This is a genomic window from Pseudomonas sp. WMBT8 (genome assembly GCF_050916005.1).
GTDB lineage: Bacteria > Pseudomonadota > Gammaproteobacteria > Pseudomonadales > Pseudomonadaceae > Aquipseudomonas.
Genome location: NZ_CP188096.1, coordinates 3,631,400 through 3,655,021 on the forward strand (window position 1 = coordinate 3,631,400; position 23,622 = coordinate 3,655,021).

A 23,622-nucleotide genomic window follows, 5' to 3' on the forward strand; every position below is an offset into this window, starting at 1 on the left:
GCTAGACCTCCCAGGCAAACGGGTTGAACAGGTAGCCCTTGCCCCAGATGGTCTTGATGCACACCGGCTCACGGGGGTTGTCATTGAGTTTGTTGCGCAGCTTGCTGATATACACATCGACACTGCGGTTGAGCCCGTCAAAGGCGATCCCGCGCATGCGGTTGAGGATATCGTCACGCGAGAGGATCTTGCCCGCACTGCTGGCCAGTAACCACAGCAGCTCGAATTCCATGGTGGTCAGGTCGATCTTTTCGTCACCCAGGCTCACCCCTCGGCAACTGCGGTCAATCGCCAACTGGCCGAACGCCAGGGAGCCGCGCACTGTCGGCTCCGGCAGATGGCGGCGCTGCAAGGCCCGCAAGCGTGCCAGCAACACCGGCGGCTTGATCGGCTTGATCACATAGTCATCGGCGCCGGACTCCAGGCCGAGGATATGGTCCAGGTCGTCTTCCTTGGCGGTGAGGATCACGATGGGGGTGTCGGACACATTGCGGATCTCGCGGCACACATGCAGGCCGCTCTGGCCGGGCAGCATCAGGTCGAGCACGACGATCTTCGGTTTGAACGCCAGGAACACCGCCAACGCCTCATCGCCCCGGTGCACCACGCGCACTTCAAAGCCATGCTGTGACAGAAAATGCGCGATCAGCCCTGCCAGCTTCTCATCGTCCTCAACGAGCAGGACCTTGCCCAGACCCAAGTTTTCCATAAGTTTCCACTGTGCCAGCGCCGATTGAAGTGCGCGCATTATAGTGGGCAACAGCGATCCACAAGCGCACGCAGGGCCCCATACAGCAGGGCTTTGACGCAAACTTCATGTTTTTAAGAGTTTTTTACAAATAGCCCGCAGTCTTTCACGGGCGTTTGAGATCAGGCCGGCACGCCGCTGTGGAAACGGAACTCGACGTCCGGTGATTCGATCAGTTCCTGCTCAGCGGCGCGGACCCGCTCGATCACTTGGGCAACATCCTTGGCATCGCCGTATTGATAGGCCAGCTTCAGATAGCCCTGAAAGTGTCGCGCCTCGCTTTTCAGCAGGCCAAAGTAGAACTTGCCGAGTTCTTCGTCCAAATGCGGCACCAGTGCTTCGAAACGCTCGCAACTGCGCGCTTCGATAAAGGCGCCCACCACCAGGGTATCCACCAGTTTCACCGGCTCGTGGCTGCGCACCACTTTGCGCAAGCCCGAGGCATAGCGGCTGGCGTGCAGTTGGCGCAGTTCGATCTTGCGCTTTTTCATCAAGCGCATGACTTGCTCGTGGTGGACCAGTTCTTCGCGGGCCAGGCGCGACATCATGTTGATCAGGTCAACATGGGAGTGGTACTTGGCAATCAGGCTCAAGGCGGTGCTGGCGGCCTTGAACTCGCAATTCTTGTGGTCGATCAGCAGGGTTTCCTGGTCGGCCAGTGCGGCCTGGACCCAGGCGTCAGGGGTGCGGCAACCGAGGAATTCATGGATTTCGGGCAGGTTCATCGGGCTCACGGGCAAAGGATCACAAAAGGCCGCCGATTATACCGACCCCGCCGCAGACCACCAGTCACGGGCCTTGATGTGCATCAACATGACGTACGGCGGGCAACAACTATAGTTGTTCGAAGCCTTGCCCTTCCCACCCTTGGAGATCCCGCTCATGAACGAAATTGGCAAAATCCTGGTGATCATCGAGCCCGAACACTCGGAAAGCCTGGCGCTCAAGCGCGCCAAGCTGATCGCCGGGGTGACCGACGCTCACTTGCATTTGCTGGTGTGCGATGAAAAGCATGAGCATTCGGCCTTGTTGAGCTTGCTCAAGGCCGGCTTGCAAGAGGATGGCTATAGCGTCAGCACCGAACAGGCCTGGCACAACAACATGCATAAAACCATCATCAGGGTGCAGCAGAGCGAGAGCTGCAAGCTGGTGATCAAGCAGCACTACCCCGACAGCCCGCTGAAAAAGGCCCTGCTGACACCCGAAGACTGGAAACTGCTGCGCTTGTGCCCGGCCGCCGTGCTGCTGGTCAAGACAGCGACCCCATGGACCGACGGGGTGATCCTGGCGGCCATCGACGTGGGCAACCTCGATAACGAGCATAAAGCCCTGCACGCCGCCATCGTCGATCATGGTTTTGACATCGCCAGCCTGGCCAAGGGCCAGTTACATGTGATCAGCGCCCATCCGTCGCCCATGCTGTCGGCAGCTGACCCGGTGTTTCAACTCAAGGAAACCATCGAGGCCCGCTATCGCGAGCAGTGCAAGGCGTTCCAGGCCGAGTTCGACATTGACGACAGCCGGCTGCACATCGAAGAAGGTCCGGCCGATGTGCTGATCCCCCATGCCGCCCATAAACTGCGCGCGGCGGTCACGATCATAGGCACCGTGGCACGCACCGGGATTTCCGGGGCGCTGATCGGCAATACAGCGGAAGTGGTGCTCGATGCACTGGAGAGCGACGTGCTGGTACTCAAGCCCCAGAGCATCATCGATCACCTGGAGGAACTGGCCAGCAAGGCAAAATGAAGATCAAACATGTGCGAGCGGGATTGCTCGCGATGGCGGCGGGTCAGTTGATACATCCCTGACTGAACTGGCGCCATCGCGGGCGAGCCCGCTCCTACAGGGGATCTTGGCAGGGCAGGATATTTTGGCCACACCCCAGAGCAAATGTGGGAGCTGGCTTGCCTGCGATAGCGGTGGGTCAGTTGATGCAACTCTGACTGAACTGGCGCCATCGCGGGCAAGCCCGCTCCTACAGGGGATCTTGGCAGGGCAGGATATTTTGGCCACACCACAGAACAATTGTAGGAGCTGGCTTGCCTGCGATGGCGGTGGGTCAGTTGATGTATCCCTGACTGAACTGGCGCCATCGCGGGCAAGCCCGCTCCTACAGGGGATCTTGGCAGGGCCGGATATTTTGGCCACACCACAGAACAAATGTGGGAGCTGGCTTGCCTGCGATTGCGGTGGGTCAGTTGATATATCCCTGACTGAACTGGCGCCATCGCGGGCGAGCCCGCTCCTACAGGGGATCTTGGCAGGGCAGGATATTTTGGCCACACCGCAGAACAACTGTGGGAGCTGGCTTGCCTGCGATAGCGCTAGGTCAGTTGATACAACTCTGACTGAACTGGCGCCATCGCGGGCGAGCCCGCTCCTACAGGGGATCTTGGCAGGGCAGGATATTTTGGCCACACCACAGAACAATTGTGGGAGCTGGCTTGCCTGCGATAGCGGTGGGTCAGTTGATATATACCTGACTGAACTGGCGCCATCGCGGGCGAGCCCGCTCCCACAGGTTGATCAGCGACAGTCAGTGGCCTAGTGCATCCTTGAGGAAGCCTGGCGCGATGTAGCGCTGGTAATGCGCTTCGGACAGGATAAAAAACTCCCGATCAATGGCATCGCGCAGTTCCGGCAGGTTCCAGTCGCGAAACTCGGGCATCAGCACCATGCCATAGGCGTCCAGATTGTTGATCACCCGGGCGCCCCGGGCGATCAACTGGTAGGCCCAGCAGTATTCGGACTGGTGCGGCACAAAGCGAATTTTGCGCTGTTCCAACTGCCAGCGCAGCCGTTTGGGGTCGAACACCTCCAGTTTGCCCGCCATCACCTGCACCAGCAGTTGCTCAAGCCGCAGCCATACTGCGCGCTTTTCTTCCTCGCCATAGCCGTTCCACTGGATCACTTCGTGGTGGAAACGCTTGCAGCCCCGGCACACGAGATCGCCGTAAACCGTGGAGCACAGGCCGATGCAGGGGGTCTTGATGGTGTGATTGGACATGGGTGGCAGCGCACAAATCAGCGAAACAGTGGCCCATGTTAGCCCTTTGTCTAAGGTTCATCACCCTGCAAACTTGCTGCGGCAACTTACCTTTAGAAATTTTTTGCCGTAGAATCATCCGGCCTTGTAAGGCGCCAAATAATCCGTTGGAAGCTGTTTTCAAAGCGTCACGAGCACAGTCGTTCCTTCAGAACGGTGTTGGCGCTGGTTATTTACCCTCCAAATAACCAGCACCAACCCTCATCAGCTCCGTTCTGCAGGCGTAAAACTTTGAAAGCAGCTTCTGTGAGAAATGCCGGCAGCGCTGGCTCTACGGCCCAAAAAGCCCTCGAGCGCATGCGTGCCGTGCATGTCTGGATGAGCGTCCCGTGGGACCACTGATGAGGGTAATAACTGTGCTTGAAGCCTACCGCAAACATATCGAAGAGCGTGCAGCCCTGGGTATCGTTCCCCAGCCGCTAAACGCCGAACAAACCGCAGGCCTGGTCGAGCTGCTGAAAAATCCCCCGGCTGGCGAAGAAGAGTTCCTCGTTGACCTGATCACCAACCGCATTCCACCAGGCGTTGACGAAGCTGCCTACGTCAAGGCCGGTTTCCTGTCTGCCCTGGCCAAGGGCGAAGTTTCTTCTCCCCTGATCGACAAAAAACGCGCTGTTGAACTGCTCGGCACCATGCAAGGCGGCTACAACATCGTGACCCTGGTCGAGCTGTTGGACGACGCCGAACTGGCGGCCGTTGCAGCTGCCCAGCTCAAGCACACCCTGCTGATGTTCGATGCGTTCCACGACGTCGCGGAAAAAGCCAAGAACGGCAACCAGCACGCCAAGGAAGTGATCCAGTCCTGGGCCGACGGCGAGTGGTTCAAGAACCGCCCGACCCTGGCCGACAAGATCAGCCTGCGCGTGTTCAAGGTCACCGGCGAAACCAACACCGACGACCTGTCCCCTGCTCCCGATGCCTGGTCCCGTCCTGACATCCCGCTGCACGCCCTGGCCATGCTGAAAATGGCCCGTGAAGGCATCGTGCCGGACGAGCAAGGCAAGACCGGCCCGATGAAGCAGATCGAAGAAATGCGCGGCCAGGGCTTCCCGATCGCCTACGTCGGTGACGTGGTCGGTACCGGTTCGTCCCGTAAGTCGGCGACCAACTCGGTACTGTGGTTCTTCGGCGACGACGTACCTTATGTGCCTAACAAGCGCGCCGGCGGCTTCTGCTTCGGCAGCAAGATCGCTCCCATCTTCTACAACACCATGGAAGATGCTGGCGCACTGCCAATCGAATTCGACGTCACCAACATGCACATGGGCGACGTGATCGACCTGTACCCGCATGCTGGCAAAGTCTGCAAGCACGGCACCGATGAAGTCCTGACCACCTTCGAAATGAAGACTCCGGTCCTGTTGGACGAAGTTCGTGCCGGCGGCCGTATCCCGCTGATCATCGGCCGTGGCCTGACCGAGAAGGCTCGCGCCGAGCTGGGTCTTGGTCCTACCGACCTGTTCAAGCTGCCTGAAGCCCCTGTCGACACCGGCAAGGGTTTCACCCTGGCCCAGAAAATGGTCGGCAAGGCTTGCGGTCTGCCAGAAGGCAAAGGCGTTCGTCCAGGCACCTACTGCGAACCGAAGATGACCACCGTGGGTTCCCAGGACACTACTGGCCCCATGACCCGTGACGAACTCAAGGACCTGGCATGCCTGGGCTTCTCGACCGATCTGGTGATGCAGTCCTTCTGCCACACCGCGGCCTATCCAAAGCCGATCGACGTGACCACCCACCACACCCTGCCTGACTTCATCATGACCCGTGGCGGTGTATCGCTGCGTCCGGGCGACGGCATCATCCACAGCTGGCTGAACCGCATGCTGCTGCCGGACACCGTGGGTACCGGTGGTGACTCCCACACCCGTTTCCCGATGGGCATTTCGTTCCCGGCCGGTTCTGGCCTGGTAGCGTTCGCCGCAGCCACTGGCGTAATGCCACTGGACATGCCGGAATCGATCCTGGTGCGCTTCAAAGGCAAAATGAAACCTGGCATCACCCTGCGTGACCTGGTGCATGCCATCCCTTACTACGCGATCCAGTCCGGCCTGCTGACCGTTGAGAAGAAAGGCAAGAAAAACGCCTTCTCCGGCCGCATCCTGGAAATCGAAGGCCTGAACGACCTGACGCTGGAGCAGGCTTTCGAGCTGTCCGACGCCTCGGCCGAACGTTCGGCTGCCGGTTGCACCATCAAGCTGTCCAAAGACTCCGTCACCGAGTACCTGAACTCCAACATCACCCTGCTGCGCTGGATGATCGGTGAAGGCTACGGTGATGCACGTACCCTGGAACGCCGTGCCCAAGCGATGGAAGCCTGGGTTGCCAACCCTGAGCTGATGGAAGCCGATGCCGACGCCGAATACGCCGAAGTCATCGAGATCGACCTGGCTGAAATCAACGAGCCAATCCTCTGCGCGCCAAACGACCCGGACGACGCCCGTCTGCTGTCCAGCGTTGCTGGCGAGAAGATCGACGAAGTGTTTATCGGTTCGTGCATGACCAACATCGGTCACTTCCGCGCTGCCGGTAAGTTGCTGGAGCAGGTCAAGGGTCAGCTGCCAACCCGTCTGTGGCTGTCGCCGCCGACCAAGATGGATGCTCACCAACTGACCGAAGAAGGCTACTACGGCATCTACGGCAAGGCTGGCGCGCGCATGGAAATGCCGGGCTGCTCGCTGTGCATGGGTAACCAGGCTCGTGTTGAGCCGAACTCCACTGTAGTGTCGACTTCGACCCGTAACTTCCCGAACCGTCTGGGTGATGGCGCGAACGTCTACCTGGCTTCGGCCGAGTTGGCGGCAGTCGCTTCCACCCTGGGTCGCTTGCCGACCGTCGAAGAGTACATGGGCTACGCGGCGAAACTGGACACCATGGCCAGTGACGTCTACCGCTACCTGAACTTCGACCAGATCGCCGAGTTCCGCAAAATCGCAGCAAGCGCCAACATCCCGGTGGTTCAAGCCTAAGGGTGTGTTGATGTGAAGAACGCCGCGTATCGCAAGGTACGCGGCGTTTTTTTATGCCTGGAAAAATCTGCCAGGCACTGGCTGTCGACGACCTTTCTCCCACGACCTACCAGATCAGGTAGTTGTCCCGCCACACCTTGAAGACCGAAACTCTCTACACCCTGATGCCCGCGTCATGGGATCTGCCTGCTTTGGATGTACTCGCGCTGTATGCCGTACTACTTCTAATAAAAACAGCCAAACCTTGTCCTCGATGCCCGAACCCGGTGGCAGGGGCGCTCTCACCCGTTTTTAAGTGATTAATGGAGGTGTGTTATGTGGCGCAACCAATACGTGATCAAGAACGTCTTCAAGGACTATGCGGTGTCGGTGGAACAAATCGGCGATGCCCCCGATAAAAAGAACGTACTGCTGGTCAATGGCGCCATGGCCACCACATCGGCCTTTGCCCGCACCAGCAAATGCCTGGCCGAACACTTCAACGTGGTGCTGTTCGACTTACCGTTCGCCGGAAACTCCCGGGCTCACAACCCGAGCCGCTGCCTGGTGACCAAGGACGACGAAGTACAGATCCTGCTGGCGCTGATCGAAGGCTTCAACATTCACCATCTGGTCTCCGCCTCCTGGGGCGGCCTGTCGACCCTGCTGGCCCTCGCACAAAAGCCGGACAACATCGAAAGCTCGGTGGTGATGTCATTTGCCCCTGGACTCAACGGCCCGATGCTCGACTACGTCAGCGGTGCCCAGGCCCTCATGGCCCGGGATGACAATGCAGGTATCGGCCACTTGCTCAACCAGACGCTGGGCAAGCACCTGCCGCCCCGGCTCAAGACCGCCAATCAACAGCACATGGCGCAGTTGATCAACGCCGAACAACATCAAGCGCGATTCCATATCGACCAGGCCCTCAAGCTCAATGAAGGGGCTTACCTGCCGCAGTTGTCGAACATCGACAGCCATGTGCACTTCTTGAACGGTGCCTGGGACGAGTACACCAGCGCCATGGACGTGCAGCGCTTCAAACAGTACATCCGCGACTGCAGCTTCTCCACGGCCGAGTGCAGCGGGCATTTTCTCGATCTGGAGTCCAGGGCCGCGGCCAACGGCGTGCACCGCGCGCTGCTCGGCCATCTACTGACGCAGCATGACGCCCGGCCAGAGGCGTTCTGCATGCCGCCCCCTCAGCAAGCGCAGTTGAGCTTCGCCTGAACACTTTTGAGCAAGGATGTAGATGATGCGAGTAATCATGATTGCCATCGGATCGGCCGGTGACGTTTTTCCCTTCATCGGCCTGGGCGCAGCCCTGACCCTGCGCGGCCACCAGGTGACGCTGTGCAGCATGCCGGCGTTTCAGCGCACCATCGAGGCACGGGGCCTGGCGTTCGTGCCGTTGTGCGATGAAGCGACCTACAACGCCGCCATGGGCGATCCTCGGCTGTGGGATCCGAAAACCTCCTTCGCCGTGCTGTGGCAAGCCATCGCCGGCCTTTTAGAGCCGGTCTACGATTATGTAACCGCCCATAACACCGACGATACGGTGGTGGTGGGCTCGCTGTGGGCCCTGGGCGCTCGAATCGCCCATGAAAAATATGGCTTCCCTTACCTTTCCGTCCAGGTGTCTCCCTCAACGCTGCTGTCGGCCCACTTGCCGCCCGTACACCCCACGTTCAATGTGTCGCCCCGCTTGCCATTGACGGTGCGCAAATTGCTCTGGCGCGGGATCGAATACCTGAGCCTGGACCGAACCTGTGCCCCACAAATCAATGCGTTACGCCGCAAGCGTGGTTTGCCAGGCGTGGCGAAGAACATCTTCAGCCAATGGATGCATGCGCCCCACGGGGTGATTTGCCTGTTCCCCGAATGGTTCGCCCCCGTACAGCAAGACTGGCCACAACCCTTGCACATGGCCGGTTTCCCGCTGTTCGACGGTGGCACCCTGGGGCTCGATGAACAGACCCGGGCCTTCCTGGATGCAGGATCGGCCCCCGTTGTCTTCACCCAAGGCTCCACTGAGCACTTCGACCAGCAATTTTACCGCTTCGCCCTGGAAGCGCTGCACAGGGTCGGCGCACGTGGGATTTTTCTGACCGGTGATCGGCCACTCCTCAACGACCTGCCACCCACTGTGCTGCAGTGTCCGTTTCTGCCGATGAGTTCGCTGTTGCCCCGCGCCGCCGGCCTGGTCCACCCCGGCGGCATTGGCGCCATGAGCCTGGCCCTGGCGGCCGGCATTCCACAGATTGTCCTGCCGATTGCCCATGACCAGTTCGATAACGCCGAACGACTGGTGCGCATGGGGTGTGGGATACGTCTTGCCCTGCCATTGGACAGGCATGACCTGCAAGGTGCGATCTCAGCGCTCTTGCATGACACCCGGTTGCAGGGGGCGTGCCTTCGGACGAGCAACCTGATGCCCACGGATGCTGCGTCCTGTGAAACAGCGGTCATGGCCATTGAGCAGTGCCACGCGCGCCATTCCCTGCCTCGCCTGTGCCGAGCGTCATAAACACGGCCTCCACGGCAAAAGTACCGTGCCAGAGCCGTCGGCACAGCGCCGGAAAAGTTTGACAGAAATATCTCGTGGGCTAGATTGCCAAAGGTTCCAGGAATCGAGGCGACTGTCCATGGAGAAGGAGAACGACCTCATCCGCTGGTGGAATCGCTTGCGGATAGAGATGCTCACGCAACAGGAAGGGGCACAAGTGTTCGCACTGCTGGAGCGGGAAGTGTTGCAACTGGGGTTCGAGTACTACGCCTATGGCGTACGCCACCTGACCCCGTTTACCCGCCCTAAAACCAAGATTTACGGCTCCTACCCCGAAACATGGCTGGAGCATTACAAGGAGCAAAACTACGCGGCGGTCGATCCGTCGATTCTCAGTGGCTTGCGTTCCACCGAGATGGTGCTGTGGAACGACGCACTGTTTGATAACAGCCGCAAGCTATGGCTGGAAGCCCGGGATTGGGGCTTGTGCATCGGTGCCACACTGCCGATTCGCAGCCACGATCATTCGCTGCGGGTACTGTCGGTGGCCCGGCGCCAGGACCAGATTTCCCAGGCCGAAAGCGACGAGATTCAATTGCGCCTGCGCTGCATCCTCGAACAGGTGACACAGCGCCTGACAGACCTTGGCCATAGCGAACGCTGCCATCAGTCGGTCTGCCTCAGCCAGCGGGAGCGGGAGATTTTGCAGTGGACCGCCGATGGCAAGAGTTCAGGCGAGATCGCGCTGATCCTGACCATCTCCATCAACACGGTGAATTTTCACCTCAAGGCCATCCAGAAGAAATTCGGGGCGGCCAACAAGACACTGGCGGCTGCCTATGCCGCCGCACTGGGCCTGATCTAGGGCCCGCCGATCACGATAAGGACATCCAATGATCAGCATCATCACCCGCCATCACCATGAACTGTCTGCAGCCCTTGAGGACGATCTGGGTCGCTACCGGCACGAAGTGTTCATCCAGCAACTGGGCTGGCAACTGGACTCCACCTACGCCCTGCCCCAACGCGAATTCGACCAGTTCGACCAGGCCGACACGCGCCACATCCTCGCCCTGGACCCAAAAGGCCAGGTCTGCGGTTGCGCGCGGCTGCTGCCAACCACACAACCTTATCTGCTGTCGGAAGTCTTCGGCTTTCTGTGCGACCAGCCGAGCCCACGCAGCAGTGACACCTGGGAAGTGTCGCGCTTTGCCGCCCGCGCCCTGGAAAAAGGCCGCCTGCCGATGCGCGTCTGGTGGAACAGCCTGCACCATGCCTGGAGCCAAGGCGCCAACCGGGTGGTGGCGGTGACCACGCCGGCGCTGGAGCGTTACTTCCTGAAAAATGGCGTGCAGCTGAGTCGCCTCGGCTCCCCGCAACGGGTGAACAAAGACCATGTGGTAGCGCTGAGTTTTCCTGCCTGGCAGAAAAACGGCCGACTCGCGTTACAGGCGCAGTCGGCCGTTGCCTAGCTGAATGTACGAATAAAGCCGAGGTAGCCGGCTCTGGTCACATCAAGGGATCAGCGAGTAAATCAGCGAGGAGATGGCTACCAGGCCGACCAGGGTCACGAACACATTGGACATCTGCCCGCGGTACTTGGCCATGGCCGGCACCTTGCGGATCGCGTACATCGGCATCAGGAACAGGATCGAGGCGATGATCGGCCCACCCAATGTCTCGATCATCCCCAGGATGCTCGGGTTGAGCGTGGCCACGATCCAGCACACCACCAGCATGAAGCCTGCGGTCATGCGGTCCAGGGCCTTGGCGCCCGGACGACGGCCGCTCTTCACGATCAGGCCCTTGAGGCCTTCGCTGGCACCGATGTAGTGGCCCAGGAACGACTTGGCAATCGCCACGAACGCAATCAACGGCGCAGCAAAGGCGATGGTCGGGTTATCGAAGTGGTTGGCCAGGTAAGACAGGATCGACAGGTTCTGCGCCTTGGCCTCGGCCAGTTGGCCTGGCGACAGGGTCAGCACGCAGCTGAACACGAAGAACATCACCATCGCCACCATCAACAGGTGCGCGCGGGACAGGATCTGCGAGCTGCGCTCTTCGGCGTGGGCGCCGTACTGGCGCTTTTGGTCAACGGCAAAGGCCGAGATGATCGGCGAGTGGTTGAACGAGAACACCATCACCGGAATCGCCAACCACAGCGTGTGCAGCAACGCTGACGGTGCCGGCACAGTGCTGGCAGTGCTGAGAATGCCGCCGTTCCAGTGCGGCACCAGGTACACCGCCAGAAACAGCAAGGCGACGATAAACGGATAGACCATCAGGCTCATGGCCTTGACGATCACCTGCTCGCCGCAACGCACCACGGCCAGCAGGCCCAGGATCAGCACGAACGACAGCAGCGCCCGTGGCGGTGGCTCGATGTGCAACTGGTGCGACATGAAACTGCCGACCGTGTTGGTCAGCGCCACGCTGTAGATCAGCAGGATCGGGAAGATGGCAAAGAAGTACAGCAGGGTGATCAGCGCACCGGCCTTGATGCCGAAATGCTCTTCAACCACCTCGGTGATGTCCGAGCCCGCACGCCCCGACAGCACAAACCGGGTCAAGCCACGGTGTGCGTAGTAGGTCATGGGGAACGCCAGCAACGCGAGGATCAGCAACGGCCAGAAGCCGCCCAAACCTGCGTTGATGGGCAAAAACAAAGTACCGGCACCAATCGCCGTGCCGAACAGGCCAAGCATCCAGGTCGTGTCCTGGCGGCTCCAGCCCGTGAGGGTTACAGGTGTCGTTGCGTAGCGTTCATCGACGCTATTGGCCTGATCATTCATCCGCTCGGTTCTCCGCTTTCATACGATCGCGACGAGTCAGAAAAACCTGACAGGCAGCGCCACAACCGCAACAGGGGCGCGATTGTCCGGGATTCGCTTGAATAAGCAAAGACTTAGCTGAGGAATGGTTGTGCGTAGCAGATAAATCAGATTGACGACAATTTGTTTGAACCCGGAACGTTACGCCAGTGCGGGCCACTCAAAAAGCGCTCTTTACCAAACCCTGGAGACTCAAGCATGACTACATTCGGACTGAATTTGTTCAATGCCGGCCAATTGGTCGATAGCGTAACGTCTTGCGTTGCCGATCACATCGAGGCACGGGAAAAGCTCAAGCAACCCCAGAATCAAACCTTCTCGTTTGGTGGCGTTGAATACACCGCCGCGCCCAAGCCTCGCAACACCCTGATCCCCACACCTCGAATCGGCTAAACGTTCGCGACCTGCCCAAAGCACGGATCTATTGCGCAATAGATTCGTCGCCCTCTATCCGCCCCGCCGTCGCCCCGTGGCTGGGATGCAACGGCCCAGAACACGCTTGAACATGCACAGGTGTCGATGAGGAATGGGTGAGCAGTGCAACTGCGCTCAATCAGCCAAGAACCCTATAAGCGCCACCCAAACACAAAGTTTATACATACTTAAAACCTGCAAGTTACGCCGACCTATTTGTAGGAATAGGCCTACTTACCTATCCCACTTCATATTTAACATTCAAATTATCTTTTAACTTAATTACCAATGGAATTGTTACAAACATATACCCAGGCATTGATAGCGCTCCCTATCAGCCCTATATTTCCCCCGCCCCAATATAGACAACAACAAAAAAACAACTTATCAAATTACCTCCCGGAGTTATTTAATGCGTAAATACAATGCTATTTTTGCAGGCCTGTTTCTCGCTGGGCTGCTTACCCCGCTCACCAGCCAGGCACAATGGGCAACGTCCGATATTCGCGCACTGGCCGCCTCGCCTCAGTGGCTGACCACCAAGGTCTACATCGAGGGCGCACCGCACGTAGACGTCAAGGACAAGTACCCGGGGGTGGTTGGCATCTCCATGTGGGACCCGGAGCGCAATCGTTATGAGTTCTTCTACGCCGACACGGGGCTGTCAAAGTATGAGCATGGCGGCGGCGGTTACTTCCTGGTCACGGGCGACAAGAAAAACCACATCCTGGTGCCCGACAAAGGCCCGATCAGAAGCGTGGTGCGCCGGCTGGAAGTCTTGAACAACCAGGAGTTCACCTACTCTCGGGAAGTCCCGCGCGACATGCTCGAAACTAATGAAACCGTGCGCATCTATGTTGTTCACGCACCTTACAAAGGGCCGATCAAAACGTCCACCTCCCACTAACTTCATATTAATACCCCACGCAATATCCATAAAACCAACAAAAAGACACTACCTATGAAAACCCAACTCAAGTCCTTACTGATATCTACCGTTTGGTTATCCGCCCTTATTTCGAGCGGTGCCAATGCACAACCGATAGCCAAAGAACCTGTTGCCACTCCCGACAATGCAGTCATGCTGACGGTATTTCTAAAACATGACCAATCACGCCCACTAAGCGAACTAAGGGCACAACTGGCCAAACAGGAGTTCTATAAGGTGTTTCCACCGGCGGGCGTAGAAGTCGTCAGTTGGAACATCACCATGGGTATCGGACAGGTCATCGTCCTACGCCTGCCCGCCTCTCGCCTGTCAGCGGTCAACCTGGCATTGGAAAACACCGCATGGGGGACCTACAGGACCGAGTTCTTCCCGACCTATGATTTCAAGGAAATCGCCCAGGCCGAACAGAACAAGGTACGCCAGGCCCAGTAATACCCCACTCGATGCACAGCGTCTTCAGCCTATGCAGACGCTGGCATCCCCGCGCCAAAGCCTTGCATCCAGGGAAGATCTTTCACCCGCAAGCATTTCGCACTGCAAAAAATGCCGCATAATCCAGGACTCAAACCCCACAACAAGAGCCGCCCCATGCCCGCCACTGTTCTGGTCCTGGTTGAAACCATCAATGACTACCTGCCCATCATCGAGAGCAATGGCTTTCATGTGATCCTGGCCCCGACACCGGCCGAACGCAGCCAGGCCATCAAGAGCCATGGCGCACAGATCCAGGCCGTGCTGACCCGTGGCCCGCTGGGCTTGCATGCCGAAGAAATCGCCGCCCTGCCCTTGCTGCAAATCATCTGCGTGATTGGCGCAGGCTACGAGCAGGTGGACCTGCAGGCCGCCAGCAATCGTGGGATCGTGGTGACCAACGGTGCCGGCGTGAATGCACCGTCGGTGGCGGACCACGCCATGGCGCTGCTGCTGTCGATGGTGCGCGATATTCCCCGGGCCGATGCCGCAGTACGCCGCAGCGAATGGCCCAAGGTCATGCGCCCGTCCCTCGCCGGCAAGCAATTGGGCATCCTCGGCCTGGGCGCGGTGGGCCTGGCAATCGCCCGGCGCGCGGCCCTGGGGTTTGACATGCAGGTCAGCTACCACAGCCGCCAGCCCCGCAACGATGTGGACTACACCTACTGCGCCACGCCGGTGGAACTGGCCCGCAACTCCGACTTTCTGGTCATCGCCACCCCCGGCGGCCCTGGCACCCGCCATCTGATCGACCGCCAGGCCCTGGATGCCCTGGGGCCCAACGGTTTTGTGGTGAACATCGCGCGGGGCAGCGTGATCGTCACTGCCGACCTGATCAGCGCCCTTGAACAACGGCGCATCGGCGGGGCAGCGCTGGACGTGTTCGATGATGAACCCAACGTGCCCGACGCCCTCAAGCGGCTCAGCAACACCGTACTCACCCCGCATGTGGCCGGGCTGTCGCCTGAAGCGGCCCACGACACCGTGCAACGGGTGGCAGACAACCTGCTCGAATACTTCGCCGGGCGCCCGGTCCTTACACCGGTCGCCTTGCCTGCGCCCGAAAAGTGACCGATCAGGCACGCTGATTGCCGTCCAACACGCTAGCCTATTAAGCCGTCGCCGCCTTGTGGCGGGTCGGCTGTGCGCATTAGATTAGCCAATAGTCCAAGGCCTCAAGAATAAGCAGAAGGGATAAGCATGGCGCTCAATGACCAATCCACCCAGATTCGCCCCGGCGAAGAACTGGATGCCAGCCTCATCGACCCCTACCTCAAGGCCCATATCCCGGGCCTGAGTGGCAGCGCCAGAATCAGCCAGTTTCCGGGCGGCGCCTCCAACCTGACCTATCTGCTGGAATACCCCGAACAGGAATTCGTGCTGCGGCGCCCGCCCTTCGGGCACAAGGCCAAGTCAGCCCACGACATGGGCCGAGAGTTCCGCATTCTCAACCAGCTCAAGGATGGCTTCCCCTACTGCCCCAAGGCCTACGTGCACTGCACCGACAAATCGGTGATCGGCGCCGAATTCTATGTAATGGAGCGGGTCAAGGGCATCATCCTGCGCTCGGACCTGCCGCCGGAGCTGGGCCTGGACGCAGAACGCACCGAAGCCCTGTGCAAGAGCTTTATCGACAAGTTCGTCGAACTGCACCAGGTGGACTACCACGCCTGCGGCCTGGCCGACCTGGGCAAGCCCGAAGGTTACGTGGCACGCCAGATCAGCGGCTGGAGCGATCGCTACGAGAAAGCCCTGACCCCCGACGCCCCGAAATGGGAAGCCGTGCGCGCCTGGCTCAACGACAAGATGCCCGCCGACCACCCCACCTCAAGCATCGTGCACAACGACTATCGCTTCGACAATGTGATCCTCGACCCCGACAACCCGATGCAAATCATCGGCGTGCTGGATTGGGAACTGACCACCCTGGGCGACCCGCTGATGGACCTGGGCAACAGCCTCGCCTACTGGATCGAAGCCGCTGACCCCGCGCCCGTGCAACTGATGCGCCGCCAACCGAGCAACGCTCCCGGTATGCTCACCCGCCGCCAGTTTGTCGACTACTACGCCGAGCGCTCAGGCATCCAGATCGACAATTTCGACTTCTACTACACCTACGGCCTGTTCCGCCTGGCCGGCATCGTGCAGCAGATCTACTACCGCTTCTTCCATGGCCAGACCCAGGACAAACGCTTCGCGCAGTTCATTCACATGAACAAGCTGCTGGAGCAGATGAGCCTGAACGTCATCCACAAATCCACGCTCTGACCCGACAAGGAACCACCATGTCCAAGACCAACCTGTTCGACCTCGACGGCAAGATCGCTTTTGTCTCCGGCGCCAGCCGTGGCATCGGTGAAGCCATTGCCAAGCTGCTGGCCCAGCAAGGCGCCCACGTGATTGTCTCGAGCCGCAAGATCGACGGCTGCCAGCATGTGGCCGATGCGATCATCGCCGCCGGCGGCAAGGCCACGGCCATCGCCTGCCATATCGGCGAGATGGAGCAGATCAGCGAGGTGTTTGCCGGCATTCGCCAGCAGTTCGGGCGCCTGGACATCCTGGTCAACAACGCCGCGACCAACCCGCAGTTCTGCAACGTGCTGGACACGGACCTCGGCGCGTTCCAGAAAACCGTCGACGTGAACATCCGTGGCTACTTCTTCATGTCGGTGGAAGCCGGCAAGCTGATGCGCGAGAACGGCGGCGGCAGCATCATCAACGTGGCCTCGATCAACGGCATCTCCCCAGGGCACTTCCAGGGCATCTACTCGGTGACCAAGGCCGCCGTGATCAATATGACCAAGGTGTTTGCCAAGGAATGCGCGCCGTTCGGCATCCGCTGTAACGCCCTGCTGCCAGGCCTGACCGATACCAAGTTCGCCTCGGCGCTGGTGAAAAACGAATCGATCCTGAACATGGCCCTGGCCCAGATCCCCCTAAAGCGCGTAGCCGACCCCAGCGAAATGGCCGGCGCGGTGCTGTACTTGGCCAGCGATGCGTCAACCTACACCACCGGCGTTTCGCTGAATGTGGACGGTGGGTTCCTCTCCTGATCCCACATTTTTGATCGGCGTTGCCCTTGCATACGAGTAACCTTGGCAGGATTGACCGCCTCGGAATGAAACATGGAACTGCACGTCGTCATCCAGGGCCGCAAGGACCTGGCCGAACAGCTTTACCAGCAACTGCGCGACGCCATTGAGTCAGGACGCCTGGCCGCTGGCGCGCAGTTGCCCCCCAGCCGCTTGCTGGCCGAGCAGTTGGGGATCTCGCGCAAGACCGTGTCCGACACCTACACCACCCTGACCTACGAAGGCCTGCTGATCGGCAAGATCGGCCGTGGCACCTTCGTCAGCGCCCATGCGCTGCGGCCGAAGGGCCTGCAAAGTGCGGCCGACCTGGCCTGCGCCGCCAACCTCGCCAAGTGGCAAGCCCTGCCCTCGCCCATGCGCCACCCCACGCGCGAGAGCACGTTGCGCTGCGAGTTCATCGGCGGCGCCACCACCCGCAGCCTGTTCCCCCAGGACGAATGGCGGCGCTGCACCCAGGACGCCTTGCGCCGCATCGCCCAGAACAGTGGTTTCTACGGCCAGCCCGAGGGCTTGCCGGCCTTGCGCAATGCGATTGCCGGGCACATCGCGTTTTCCCGAGGGGTCAACTGCCGGGATGACGACATTGTGGTGTGCAACGGTGCGCAGCAGGCATTGGACCTGATCGCCCGCGTGGTCCTCGAACCGGGCAGCATTGTCGCCATGGAAGACCCCGGCTACACCCCGGCGCGCCTGCTGTTCGAAGCCATGGGTGCCACCGTGGCCGGCGTGCCGCTGGACGCGCAGGGGATCCAGGTCGAGTTGATTCCCGAGGGCACCCGGCTGATCTACGTCACCCCGTCCCACCAGTTTCCATTGGGCATCCCCATGAGCCAGCCACGCCGCGAAGCGCTGCTGGCGCGGGCGCTGGCCCTGGGCGCGATTGTCATCGAGGACGACTACGACAGTGAGTTCCGCTACGAAGGCCGCCCCACCGACGCCCTGCAGAGTATGGATACACGGGGCATCGTCGCCTACGTCGGGACCTTCTCCAAAACCCTGCTGCCGGAGCTGCGCCTGGGCTATACGGTGCTGCCCCCGGCCATTCGCGGCGCGGTGCTCAAGGCCAAGCAACTGAGCGACCAGCACAGCTCGACCCTGCCGCAATGGGCCCTGGCCAAGTTCATCAGCGAAGGCTACCTGCTCAAGCACATCCGGCGTTGTCACACCGTCTACAGTAGCCGCCGCGAACGCATTCTCAGCCGCCTGGCCGGCGACCTGTCACCCTGGTTCGAGGCCGTGCCCAGCGTGGCCGGGTTCCACCTGGCGGCACTGTGCAAAGTGCCGATCAACATCCCCCTGCTGATCGAACTGGCGCGGCAGGTGGAAGTCGGGCTGTATCCGCTGGATGTGTTTTTCCATCAGGCGCCGGTGCGTAGCGGCCTGATCATCGGTTTTGGCGCCATCGAGACCCTGGACATCGACCCGTCCCTGGACAAGGTGCGCGATATCCTGCAGCAGATTGGCTGAGGGGTTTTCCAGCAGATTGGTTATAGGTACGCCGCGCGCCCGGGCGTAGGGTGAGGGGATCTGAAACGATGGGAACCCCGCACCATGAAAACACTGCTCGGCACCACCCTCCTGCTGGCTTCGCTTAGCGCCTTTGCCCACGAGCCGGTGTACAACCAGGAATCGATCAAGGTCCTGCAAGAGCACGCCTTGAGCAACGTACCCGGCAAGAAAACCCTCATGCTCACCGTGGATTACGCGCCGGGCCAGGCCACCGTGCCCCATAGCCATACTGGCACGGCAGTGGCCTACGTACTTGAGGGGCAAATCACCTCGCGCGTCAATGATGAACAGGCCATTACCTACAAGGCCGGGCAATCGTTCTACGAACCGGCCGGTTCGCGCCACTTCGAATCAAGCAATGCCAGCCAGACCCAGCCGGCCAGGCTGCTGGTGGTGATGGTGCTGGATGACAAGGCCGAGGTGCTGACGCCCCTGCCACCGCAAACTGAACGGTAGGAGGCTTGCCAGCTCCTACCATTCAGGGACGCTTGAACTGACGCCGCAGGTCTTCGATCGGTTGCCGACAGGCGCAGCCCTCCAAGTGATCGTTGACCATGCCCATTGCCTGCATAAACGCATACATCGTCGTCGGCCCGACGAATGTCCAGCCGCGTTTCTTCAAGGCCTTGGACAAACGCACCGAAGCCGGCGACGTCGGGTTGCCCGTCCAATAGGCCATGTCCACCACCGCCGGGCGCTCGGCCGCCGTCGGTTCAAACGCCCACAGCCACGCCGCCAGCGAGCCGTGCTCATCCACCAGCTCGCACGCCCGGCGCGCATTGTTGATGGTCGAGACGATCTTTGCGCGATTGCGCACGATGCAAGGATCAGCCATCAGGCGCTGGACATCCTCCTCGGTGTACTGCGCCACCCGGCGAAAATCAAAACCGGCGAAGGCCCGCCGAAAATGCTCGCGCTTGCGCAGGATGGTGATCCACGCCAGGCCGGCCTGGAAGCCTTCCAGGCAGATCTTCTCGTACAGCGCCCTATCCTCGGCCACCGGCACCCCCCATTCATGATCGTGGTAATCGGGGTATTCGGCGGCGGCCGTACGCCATGTACAGCGGGTCAGTCCCGCTTCATCGGTTGTCAGTCCCGGCTTATCCATACATCACCTCAGCGGCCAAGCCCGGGATGATAAGCGAAAAATTTTCCAGGCCGCCAACCGCTCAAGCATCACGGTTACCGAGCAACTGGTAAGACCGGAGTACACAAACACCCCTTCATCCCCTTGTAGTTTGCAGAAAACCGAGCGTAGACTGGCCGCGCACTGGACTTACCGGTAAGACCACAACAATTAAGCCCTGGACCCACCAGGGCACCGAATAGAGATCCCTCCCATGCTCAGATGGTGCTCGCGTTCGATTTTCCTGCAAGTCGTCATAGGCCTGATGCTCGGCATCGCGTGCGGCTTGGTCCTTCCCGAATTCTCCTCACAACTCAAACCCCTGGGTGACGGCTTTATCAAGCTGATCAAGATGCTGATCGGCCTGATCGTGTTCTGCGTGGTGGTCAGCGGTATTTCCGGCGCGGGCGACCTGAAAAAAGTCGGGCGCATCGGCCTCAAGTCGGTGATCTATTTTGAGATCCTCACCACCATCGCCCTGGTGCTCGGCCTGGTCCTGGCCTTCAGTACCGGAATTGGCAGCGGCGCCAATATCCACCTTGAACAGCTGTCTTCCGCAGGCCTCAATGAATTGGCGGATCGCGGCCAGCATATCAAGGGCACCAGCCAGTTCTTGATGGACCTGATCCCCAACTCCGTGATCGGGGCCTTCGCCGACAACAACGTGTTGCAGGTGCTGTTGTTCTCGGTGCTGTTTGGCAGTGCGCTGAACCTGGTGGGCGAAGCGGCTTCGGGCATTTCACGGCTGATCAACGAACTGAGCCATGTGATCTTCCGGATCATGGGCATGATCGTGCGCCTGGCGCCCATTGGGGTTTTCGGCGCCATCGCCTTTACCACCAGCACCTATGGCCTGGATTCGCTGCAGCACCTGGGCAGCCTGGTGGGCCTGTTCTACCTGACCTGCATGGCCTTTGTCGCGCTGATCCTGGGCACGGTGATGCGCCTGTCGGGCCTGCGTATGCTGCCGCTGCTCAAATACCTTCGCGAAGAGTTGCTGATCGTGATGGGCACCGCGTCGTCCGATGCGGTGTTGCCACAGATCATGCGTAAACTGGAACACCTGGGCATTGGCAGTTCCACCGTCGGCCTGGTGATCCCCACTGGGTACTCGTTCAACCTCGATGGTTTCTCGATCTACCTGACCCTGGCCATTGTGTTTATCGCCAATGCCACCGGGACACCGTTGTCGATGACCGACCTGCTGACCATCCTGCTGGTGTCGCTGATCACCTCCAAGGGCGCCCACGGCATACCGGGCTCGGCCCTGGTGATTCTGGCGGCCACCCTGACGGCTATTCCTGCCATCCCGGTGGTGGGCCTGGTGCTGGTGTTGGCGGTGGATTGGTTCATGGGGATTGGCCGTGCGCTGACCAACCTGATCGGCAACTGCGTCGCGACCGTGGCCATTGCCCGCTGGGAAAAGGACATTGATCTGCAACGGGCCACCAAGGTACTGGAGGGGCAGCAAGGGTATGCGTTCCAGGCCAAGAAGCCGGTACTGCCGGCGCACCAGGAGTTCTAGCGCAGATCGAATGTGGGAGCGGGCTTGCTCGCGATAGCGGTGTGTCAGCCCCTACATGTGCTGACTGATCCACTGCTATCGCGAGCAAGCCCGCTCCCACCGTTAATCGTCGCCATTTTTACCGTTTGTGTTTGCAACATAAGGAGCCCGGCGTGATCAGCACTTCAACCGTCGTCAATTCAGTCGTAGAAAAACTGCGCGCCGCCCTGGCACGGGGCCAATGGCGGCGTGGCGAAATGCTCCCCGGCCAGCGCGAACTGGCCGAACAACTGGGCATCAGCCGCCCCAGCCTGCGTGAAGCGGTGATCGTCCTGGAAACCCTCGGCCTGGTGCGCTCGATGCCCGGCAAAGGCGTGGTCGTCCTGGAAACCAGCGTCAGCGAGCCACACGCCCATGATGCCGTGGCCGACGCCAGCCTCGCCGATATCCTGCAACTGCGCTACACCCTGGAGCCGTTTATCGTCGGCCTGGTGGCCCAGTCCATCACCAGCAAGGAAATCGGCCAACTGCGCCTGACCTTGATGGACATGCGCGAAGCCCTGGAAGCCAACGACAGTGAAGCCGGGATGAACGCCTACATTGCCTTCCATGAGGAGCTGTTCGCCCTGACCTCCAACCCGATTTTCCAGAACGTGGTGCAGCAGACCAGCAACGCCCTCAAGCAAAGCGCCCAGGTGTTGCGCAATTCCCCCGAACACCTGGCCGAGCGCCTGCAGGAAAACGAAGCCGTGGTGCGCGCGATCCGCAACAAGAACAGCGCCCTGGCCAGCGCCGAAATGCGCCGCCATATCCTCAACGAGGGCCAGCGCATGGGCACCGCCCTGAATATTCCCGACGACCATCTCGGCAACTGACTCTGGAGGCTGGCCATGAGCGCTCACGCCCTGCAACGCACTTTTGCTGTCACCGCCCCACCCGCCATGCGCCTGGTGCCCGGTAAACGGCCATCGGTGGATGACCTCTACCCACGACTGTTCGATGCCATCCTCGAACAGCGTATCGTGCCCACCAGCCGGTTTACCGAAGAAGGTCTGGCCCAGCAATTTGGCGTCAGCCGCAGCGTGCTGCGCCGGGTCCTCGCGCGCCTGGCCGAGCAGCAAGTGATCATCCTGCGCCCCAACCTGCGCGCCCAGGTGGCGGCGCCGGATGCCGAGCAGGTGCAACATATGCTTGAGGCGCGGCGCTTGATGGAAGTGACCGTGGTCCAGTTGGCGTGCGTACAGGCCAGCCCTGGGCAGGTGCGGCGCCTGCGCGAACTGGTGGCCCGCCAGCGGGCCTGCGTCGAGCAGGGCCAGCAAGGCCCGGCCATCCGCCTGTACGGCGAGTTTCACCTGTTGCTGGCGGCCATTGCGGGCAACCGGCCATTGGCGCAGTTTCTCAACAGCCTGGTGCCGTTGACCTCGCTGGTCATTGCCCGGCAAGGGGCGTTCACCGGCGCCTGGCTTGAGCAGGCAGAGATTGTCGAAGCGGTGGAGCGACGGGATGCGGATATGGCAGCATGCTTGATGACCCGGCATCTGGATCATCTGCAAGCAAAACTCGCGTAAGCCCATAGAGATTCAAATGTGGGAGCTGGCTTGCCTGCGATGGCGGTGGGTCAGCCGCCAGCAACAGTGACTGGACTGCCGCTATCGCGGGCAAGCCCGTCCCACAAGAGATCTCACTGAGGCAGAAAATTGTGGCCCCTCCACAGATCAAATGTGGGAGCTGGCTTGCCTGCGATGGCGCTGGGTCAGCCGCGAGCAACAGTGACGGGACTGCCGCTATCGCGGGCAAGCCCGCTCCCACAGGGGATCTCATTGGGGCAGAGAATTTTGGCCCCGCCACAGATCAAATGTGGGAGCTGGCTTGCCTGCGAAGGCAGTGGGTCATCCGCCAGCAACAGTGACGGGCCTGCCGCTATCGCGGGCAAGCCCGCTCCCACAAGGGATCTCACTGGGGCAGAGAATTTTGGCTCCACCACAGATTAAATGTGGAAGCTGGCTTGCCTGCGATGGCGGTGGGTCAGCCGCCAGCGACAGTGACTGGATTGCCGCTATCGCGGGCAAGCCAGCTCCTACAAGGGATCTCACTGTGGCAGAGAGTTTTGGCCCCATCACAGATTAAATGTGGGAGCTGGCTTGCCCGCGATGGCGTTGGGTCAGCCGCCAGCAACAGTCACTGGACTGCCGCTATCGCGGGCAAGCCCGCTCCTACAAGGGATCTCACTGGGGCAGAGAATTTTGGCCCCACCACAGATCAAGTGTGGAGGCTGGCTTGCCTGCGATGGCGGTGGGTCAGCCGCCAGCAACAGTGACGGGACTGCCGCTATCGCGGGCAAGCCAGCTCCTACAAGGGATCTCACTGGGGCAGAGAGTTTTGGCCCCATCACAGATCAAATGTGGGAGCTGGCTTGCCTGCGATGGCGGTGGGTCAGCCGCCAGCAACAGTGACTGGATTGCCGCTATCGCGGGCAAG

General features: G+C 60.4%; 22 protein-coding genes. 17 read left to right on the plus strand and 5 right to left on the minus strand.

Annotated features, from left to right (window positions below):
* Position 1 precedes the first annotated feature (1 nt).
* Together ACO77H_RS16670 and ACO77H_RS16675 are read right to left on the minus strand one after the other, a co-directional pair.
* Positions 2-709, minus strand: a complete 708-nt coding sequence (locus tag ACO77H_RS16670; protein ID WP_169957369.1) for a winged helix-turn-helix domain-containing protein — start codon at positions 707-709, stop codon at positions 2-4.
* Between the two features lie 161 nt (positions 710-870).
* Positions 871-1,473 (minus strand): tRNA-(ms[2]io[6]A)-hydroxylase, encoded by a 603-nt coding sequence (locus ACO77H_RS16675; protein ID WP_029294839.1) that lies wholly within the window; start codon positions 1,471-1,473, stop codon positions 871-873.
* Positions 1,474-1,630: 157 nt separating this feature from the next.
* Between ACO77H_RS16675 and ACO77H_RS16680 the strand changes: the two genes are divergently transcribed.
* Positions 1,631-2,497 carry a universal stress protein gene (locus tag ACO77H_RS16680; protein WP_170057123.1) on the plus strand — a complete coding sequence of 289 codons (867 nt, stop codon included), beginning with the start codon at positions 1,631-1,633 and terminating at the stop codon, positions 2,495-2,497.
* Positions 2,498-3,287: 790 nt separating this feature from the next.
* Here ACO77H_RS16680 and ACO77H_RS16685 read toward each other — a convergent pair.
* Positions 3,288-3,758 (minus strand): DUF1289 domain-containing protein, encoded by a 471-nt coding sequence (locus ACO77H_RS16685; protein WP_170041082.1) that lies wholly within the window; start codon positions 3,756-3,758, stop codon positions 3,288-3,290.
* A gap of 395 nt (positions 3,759-4,153) precedes the next feature.
* On the opposite strand from ACO77H_RS16685, the gene acnB reads away from it, so the two are divergent.
* From acnB to ACO77H_RS16710, 5 genes are all read left to right on the plus strand, one after another.
* Positions 4,154-6,763 carry a bifunctional aconitate hydratase 2/2-methylisocitrate dehydratase gene (gene acnB, locus ACO77H_RS16690; RefSeq protein ID WP_169955792.1) on the plus strand — a complete coding sequence of 870 codons (2,610 nt, stop codon included), beginning with the start codon at positions 4,154-4,156 and terminating at the stop codon, positions 6,761-6,763.
* Positions 6,764-7,078: 315 nt separating this feature from the next.
* Positions 7,079-7,972, plus strand: a complete 894-nt coding sequence (locus ACO77H_RS16695) for an alpha/beta fold hydrolase (RefSeq protein ID WP_169955741.1) — start codon at positions 7,079-7,081, stop codon at positions 7,970-7,972.
* 25 nt (positions 7,973-7,997) lie between these two features.
* Positions 7,998-9,269 carry a glycosyltransferase gene (locus tag ACO77H_RS16700; protein WP_432754311.1) on the plus strand — a complete coding sequence of 424 codons (1,272 nt, stop codon included), beginning with the start codon at positions 7,998-8,000 and terminating at the stop codon, positions 9,267-9,269.
* 118 nt (positions 9,270-9,387) lie between these two features.
* Entirely contained in the window at positions 9,388-10,113 is a 726-nt protein-coding gene (locus ACO77H_RS16705) for an autoinducer binding domain-containing protein (protein WP_169955743.1), read from the plus strand.
* 28 nt (positions 10,114-10,141) lie between these two features.
* On the plus strand, positions 10,142-10,720 hold the full coding sequence (locus tag ACO77H_RS16710) for an acyl-homoserine-lactone synthase (RefSeq protein WP_169955744.1): 579 nt from the start codon (positions 10,142-10,144) through the stop codon (positions 10,718-10,720).
* Positions 10,721-10,762: 42 nt separating this feature from the next.
* Here ACO77H_RS16710 and ACO77H_RS16715 read toward each other — a convergent pair whose 3' ends face one another.
* Complete coding sequence (locus ACO77H_RS16715; protein WP_169955745.1) at positions 10,763-12,040, minus strand: HAAAP family serine/threonine permease; 1,278 nt, start codon at positions 12,038-12,040, stop codon at positions 10,763-10,765.
* Positions 12,041-12,277: 237 nt separating this feature from the next.
* Here ACO77H_RS16715 and ACO77H_RS16720 point away from each other — a divergent pair, with 237 nt between their 5' ends.
* From ACO77H_RS16720 to ACO77H_RS16755, 8 genes are all read left to right on the plus strand, one after another.
* Positions 12,278-12,472 (plus strand): hypothetical protein, encoded by a 195-nt coding sequence (locus ACO77H_RS16720; protein WP_432754312.1) that lies wholly within the window; start codon positions 12,278-12,280, stop codon positions 12,470-12,472.
* Between the two features lie 433 nt (positions 12,473-12,905).
* Complete coding sequence (locus tag ACO77H_RS16725; protein WP_169955747.1) at positions 12,906-13,400, plus strand: DUF4822 domain-containing protein; 495 nt, start codon at positions 12,906-12,908, stop codon at positions 13,398-13,400.
* Between the two features lie 54 nt (positions 13,401-13,454).
* Positions 13,455-13,874, plus strand: coding sequence for a hypothetical protein (locus tag ACO77H_RS16730; RefSeq protein WP_169955748.1), 420 nt, complete (start codon positions 13,455-13,457; stop codon positions 13,872-13,874).
* Between the two features lie 156 nt (positions 13,875-14,030).
* The gene (locus tag ACO77H_RS16735) at positions 14,031-14,984 is read left to right on the plus strand and encodes a 2-hydroxyacid dehydrogenase (protein ID WP_170041079.1); all 954 of its coding nucleotides are present in this window, start codon (positions 14,031-14,033) and stop codon (positions 14,982-14,984) included.
* 129 nt (positions 14,985-15,113) lie between these two features.
* The gene (locus tag ACO77H_RS16740) at positions 15,114-16,181 is read left to right on the plus strand and encodes a phosphotransferase family protein (RefSeq protein WP_170041078.1); all 1,068 of its coding nucleotides are present in this window, start codon (positions 15,114-15,116) and stop codon (positions 16,179-16,181) included.
* Positions 16,182-16,198: 17 nt separating this feature from the next.
* Entirely contained in the window at positions 16,199-16,966 is a 768-nt protein-coding gene (locus ACO77H_RS16745) for an SDR family oxidoreductase (protein WP_169955751.1), read from the plus strand.
* A 72-nt stretch (positions 16,967-17,038) separates the two neighbouring features.
* Complete coding sequence (locus ACO77H_RS16750) at positions 17,039-18,472, plus strand: PLP-dependent aminotransferase family protein (RefSeq protein ID WP_169955752.1); 1,434 nt, start codon at positions 17,039-17,041, stop codon at positions 18,470-18,472.
* Between the two features lie 84 nt (positions 18,473-18,556).
* Positions 18,557-18,970, plus strand: coding sequence for a cupin domain-containing protein (locus ACO77H_RS16755; protein WP_432754313.1), 414 nt, complete (start codon positions 18,557-18,559; stop codon positions 18,968-18,970).
* Positions 18,971-18,992: 22 nt separating this feature from the next.
* On the opposite strand, the gene ACO77H_RS16760 is transcribed toward ACO77H_RS16755, so the two are convergent.
* A complete protein-coding gene (locus tag ACO77H_RS16760) occupies positions 18,993-19,622 on the minus strand; it encodes a DNA-3-methyladenine glycosylase I (protein ID WP_169955754.1) in 630 nt (209 codons plus the stop codon).
* Between the two features lie 217 nt (positions 19,623-19,839).
* Here ACO77H_RS16760 and ACO77H_RS16765 point away from each other — a divergent pair, with 217 nt between their 5' ends.
* From ACO77H_RS16765 to ACO77H_RS16775, 3 genes are all read left to right on the plus strand, one after another.
* Complete coding sequence (locus ACO77H_RS16765; protein WP_170057421.1) at positions 19,840-21,165, plus strand: C4-dicarboxylate transporter DctA; 1,326 nt, start codon at positions 19,840-19,842, stop codon at positions 21,163-21,165.
* Positions 21,166-21,317: 152 nt separating this feature from the next.
* Positions 21,318-22,019 (plus strand): FCD domain-containing protein, encoded by a 702-nt coding sequence (locus ACO77H_RS16770; protein WP_172311742.1) that lies wholly within the window; start codon positions 21,318-21,320, stop codon positions 22,017-22,019.
* Between the two features lie 15 nt (positions 22,020-22,034).
* Positions 22,035-22,712, plus strand: coding sequence for a GntR family transcriptional regulator (locus tag ACO77H_RS16775; protein WP_170041073.1), 678 nt, complete (start codon positions 22,035-22,037; stop codon positions 22,710-22,712).
* The last annotated feature ends 910 nt before the right edge of the window (positions 22,713-23,622 follow it).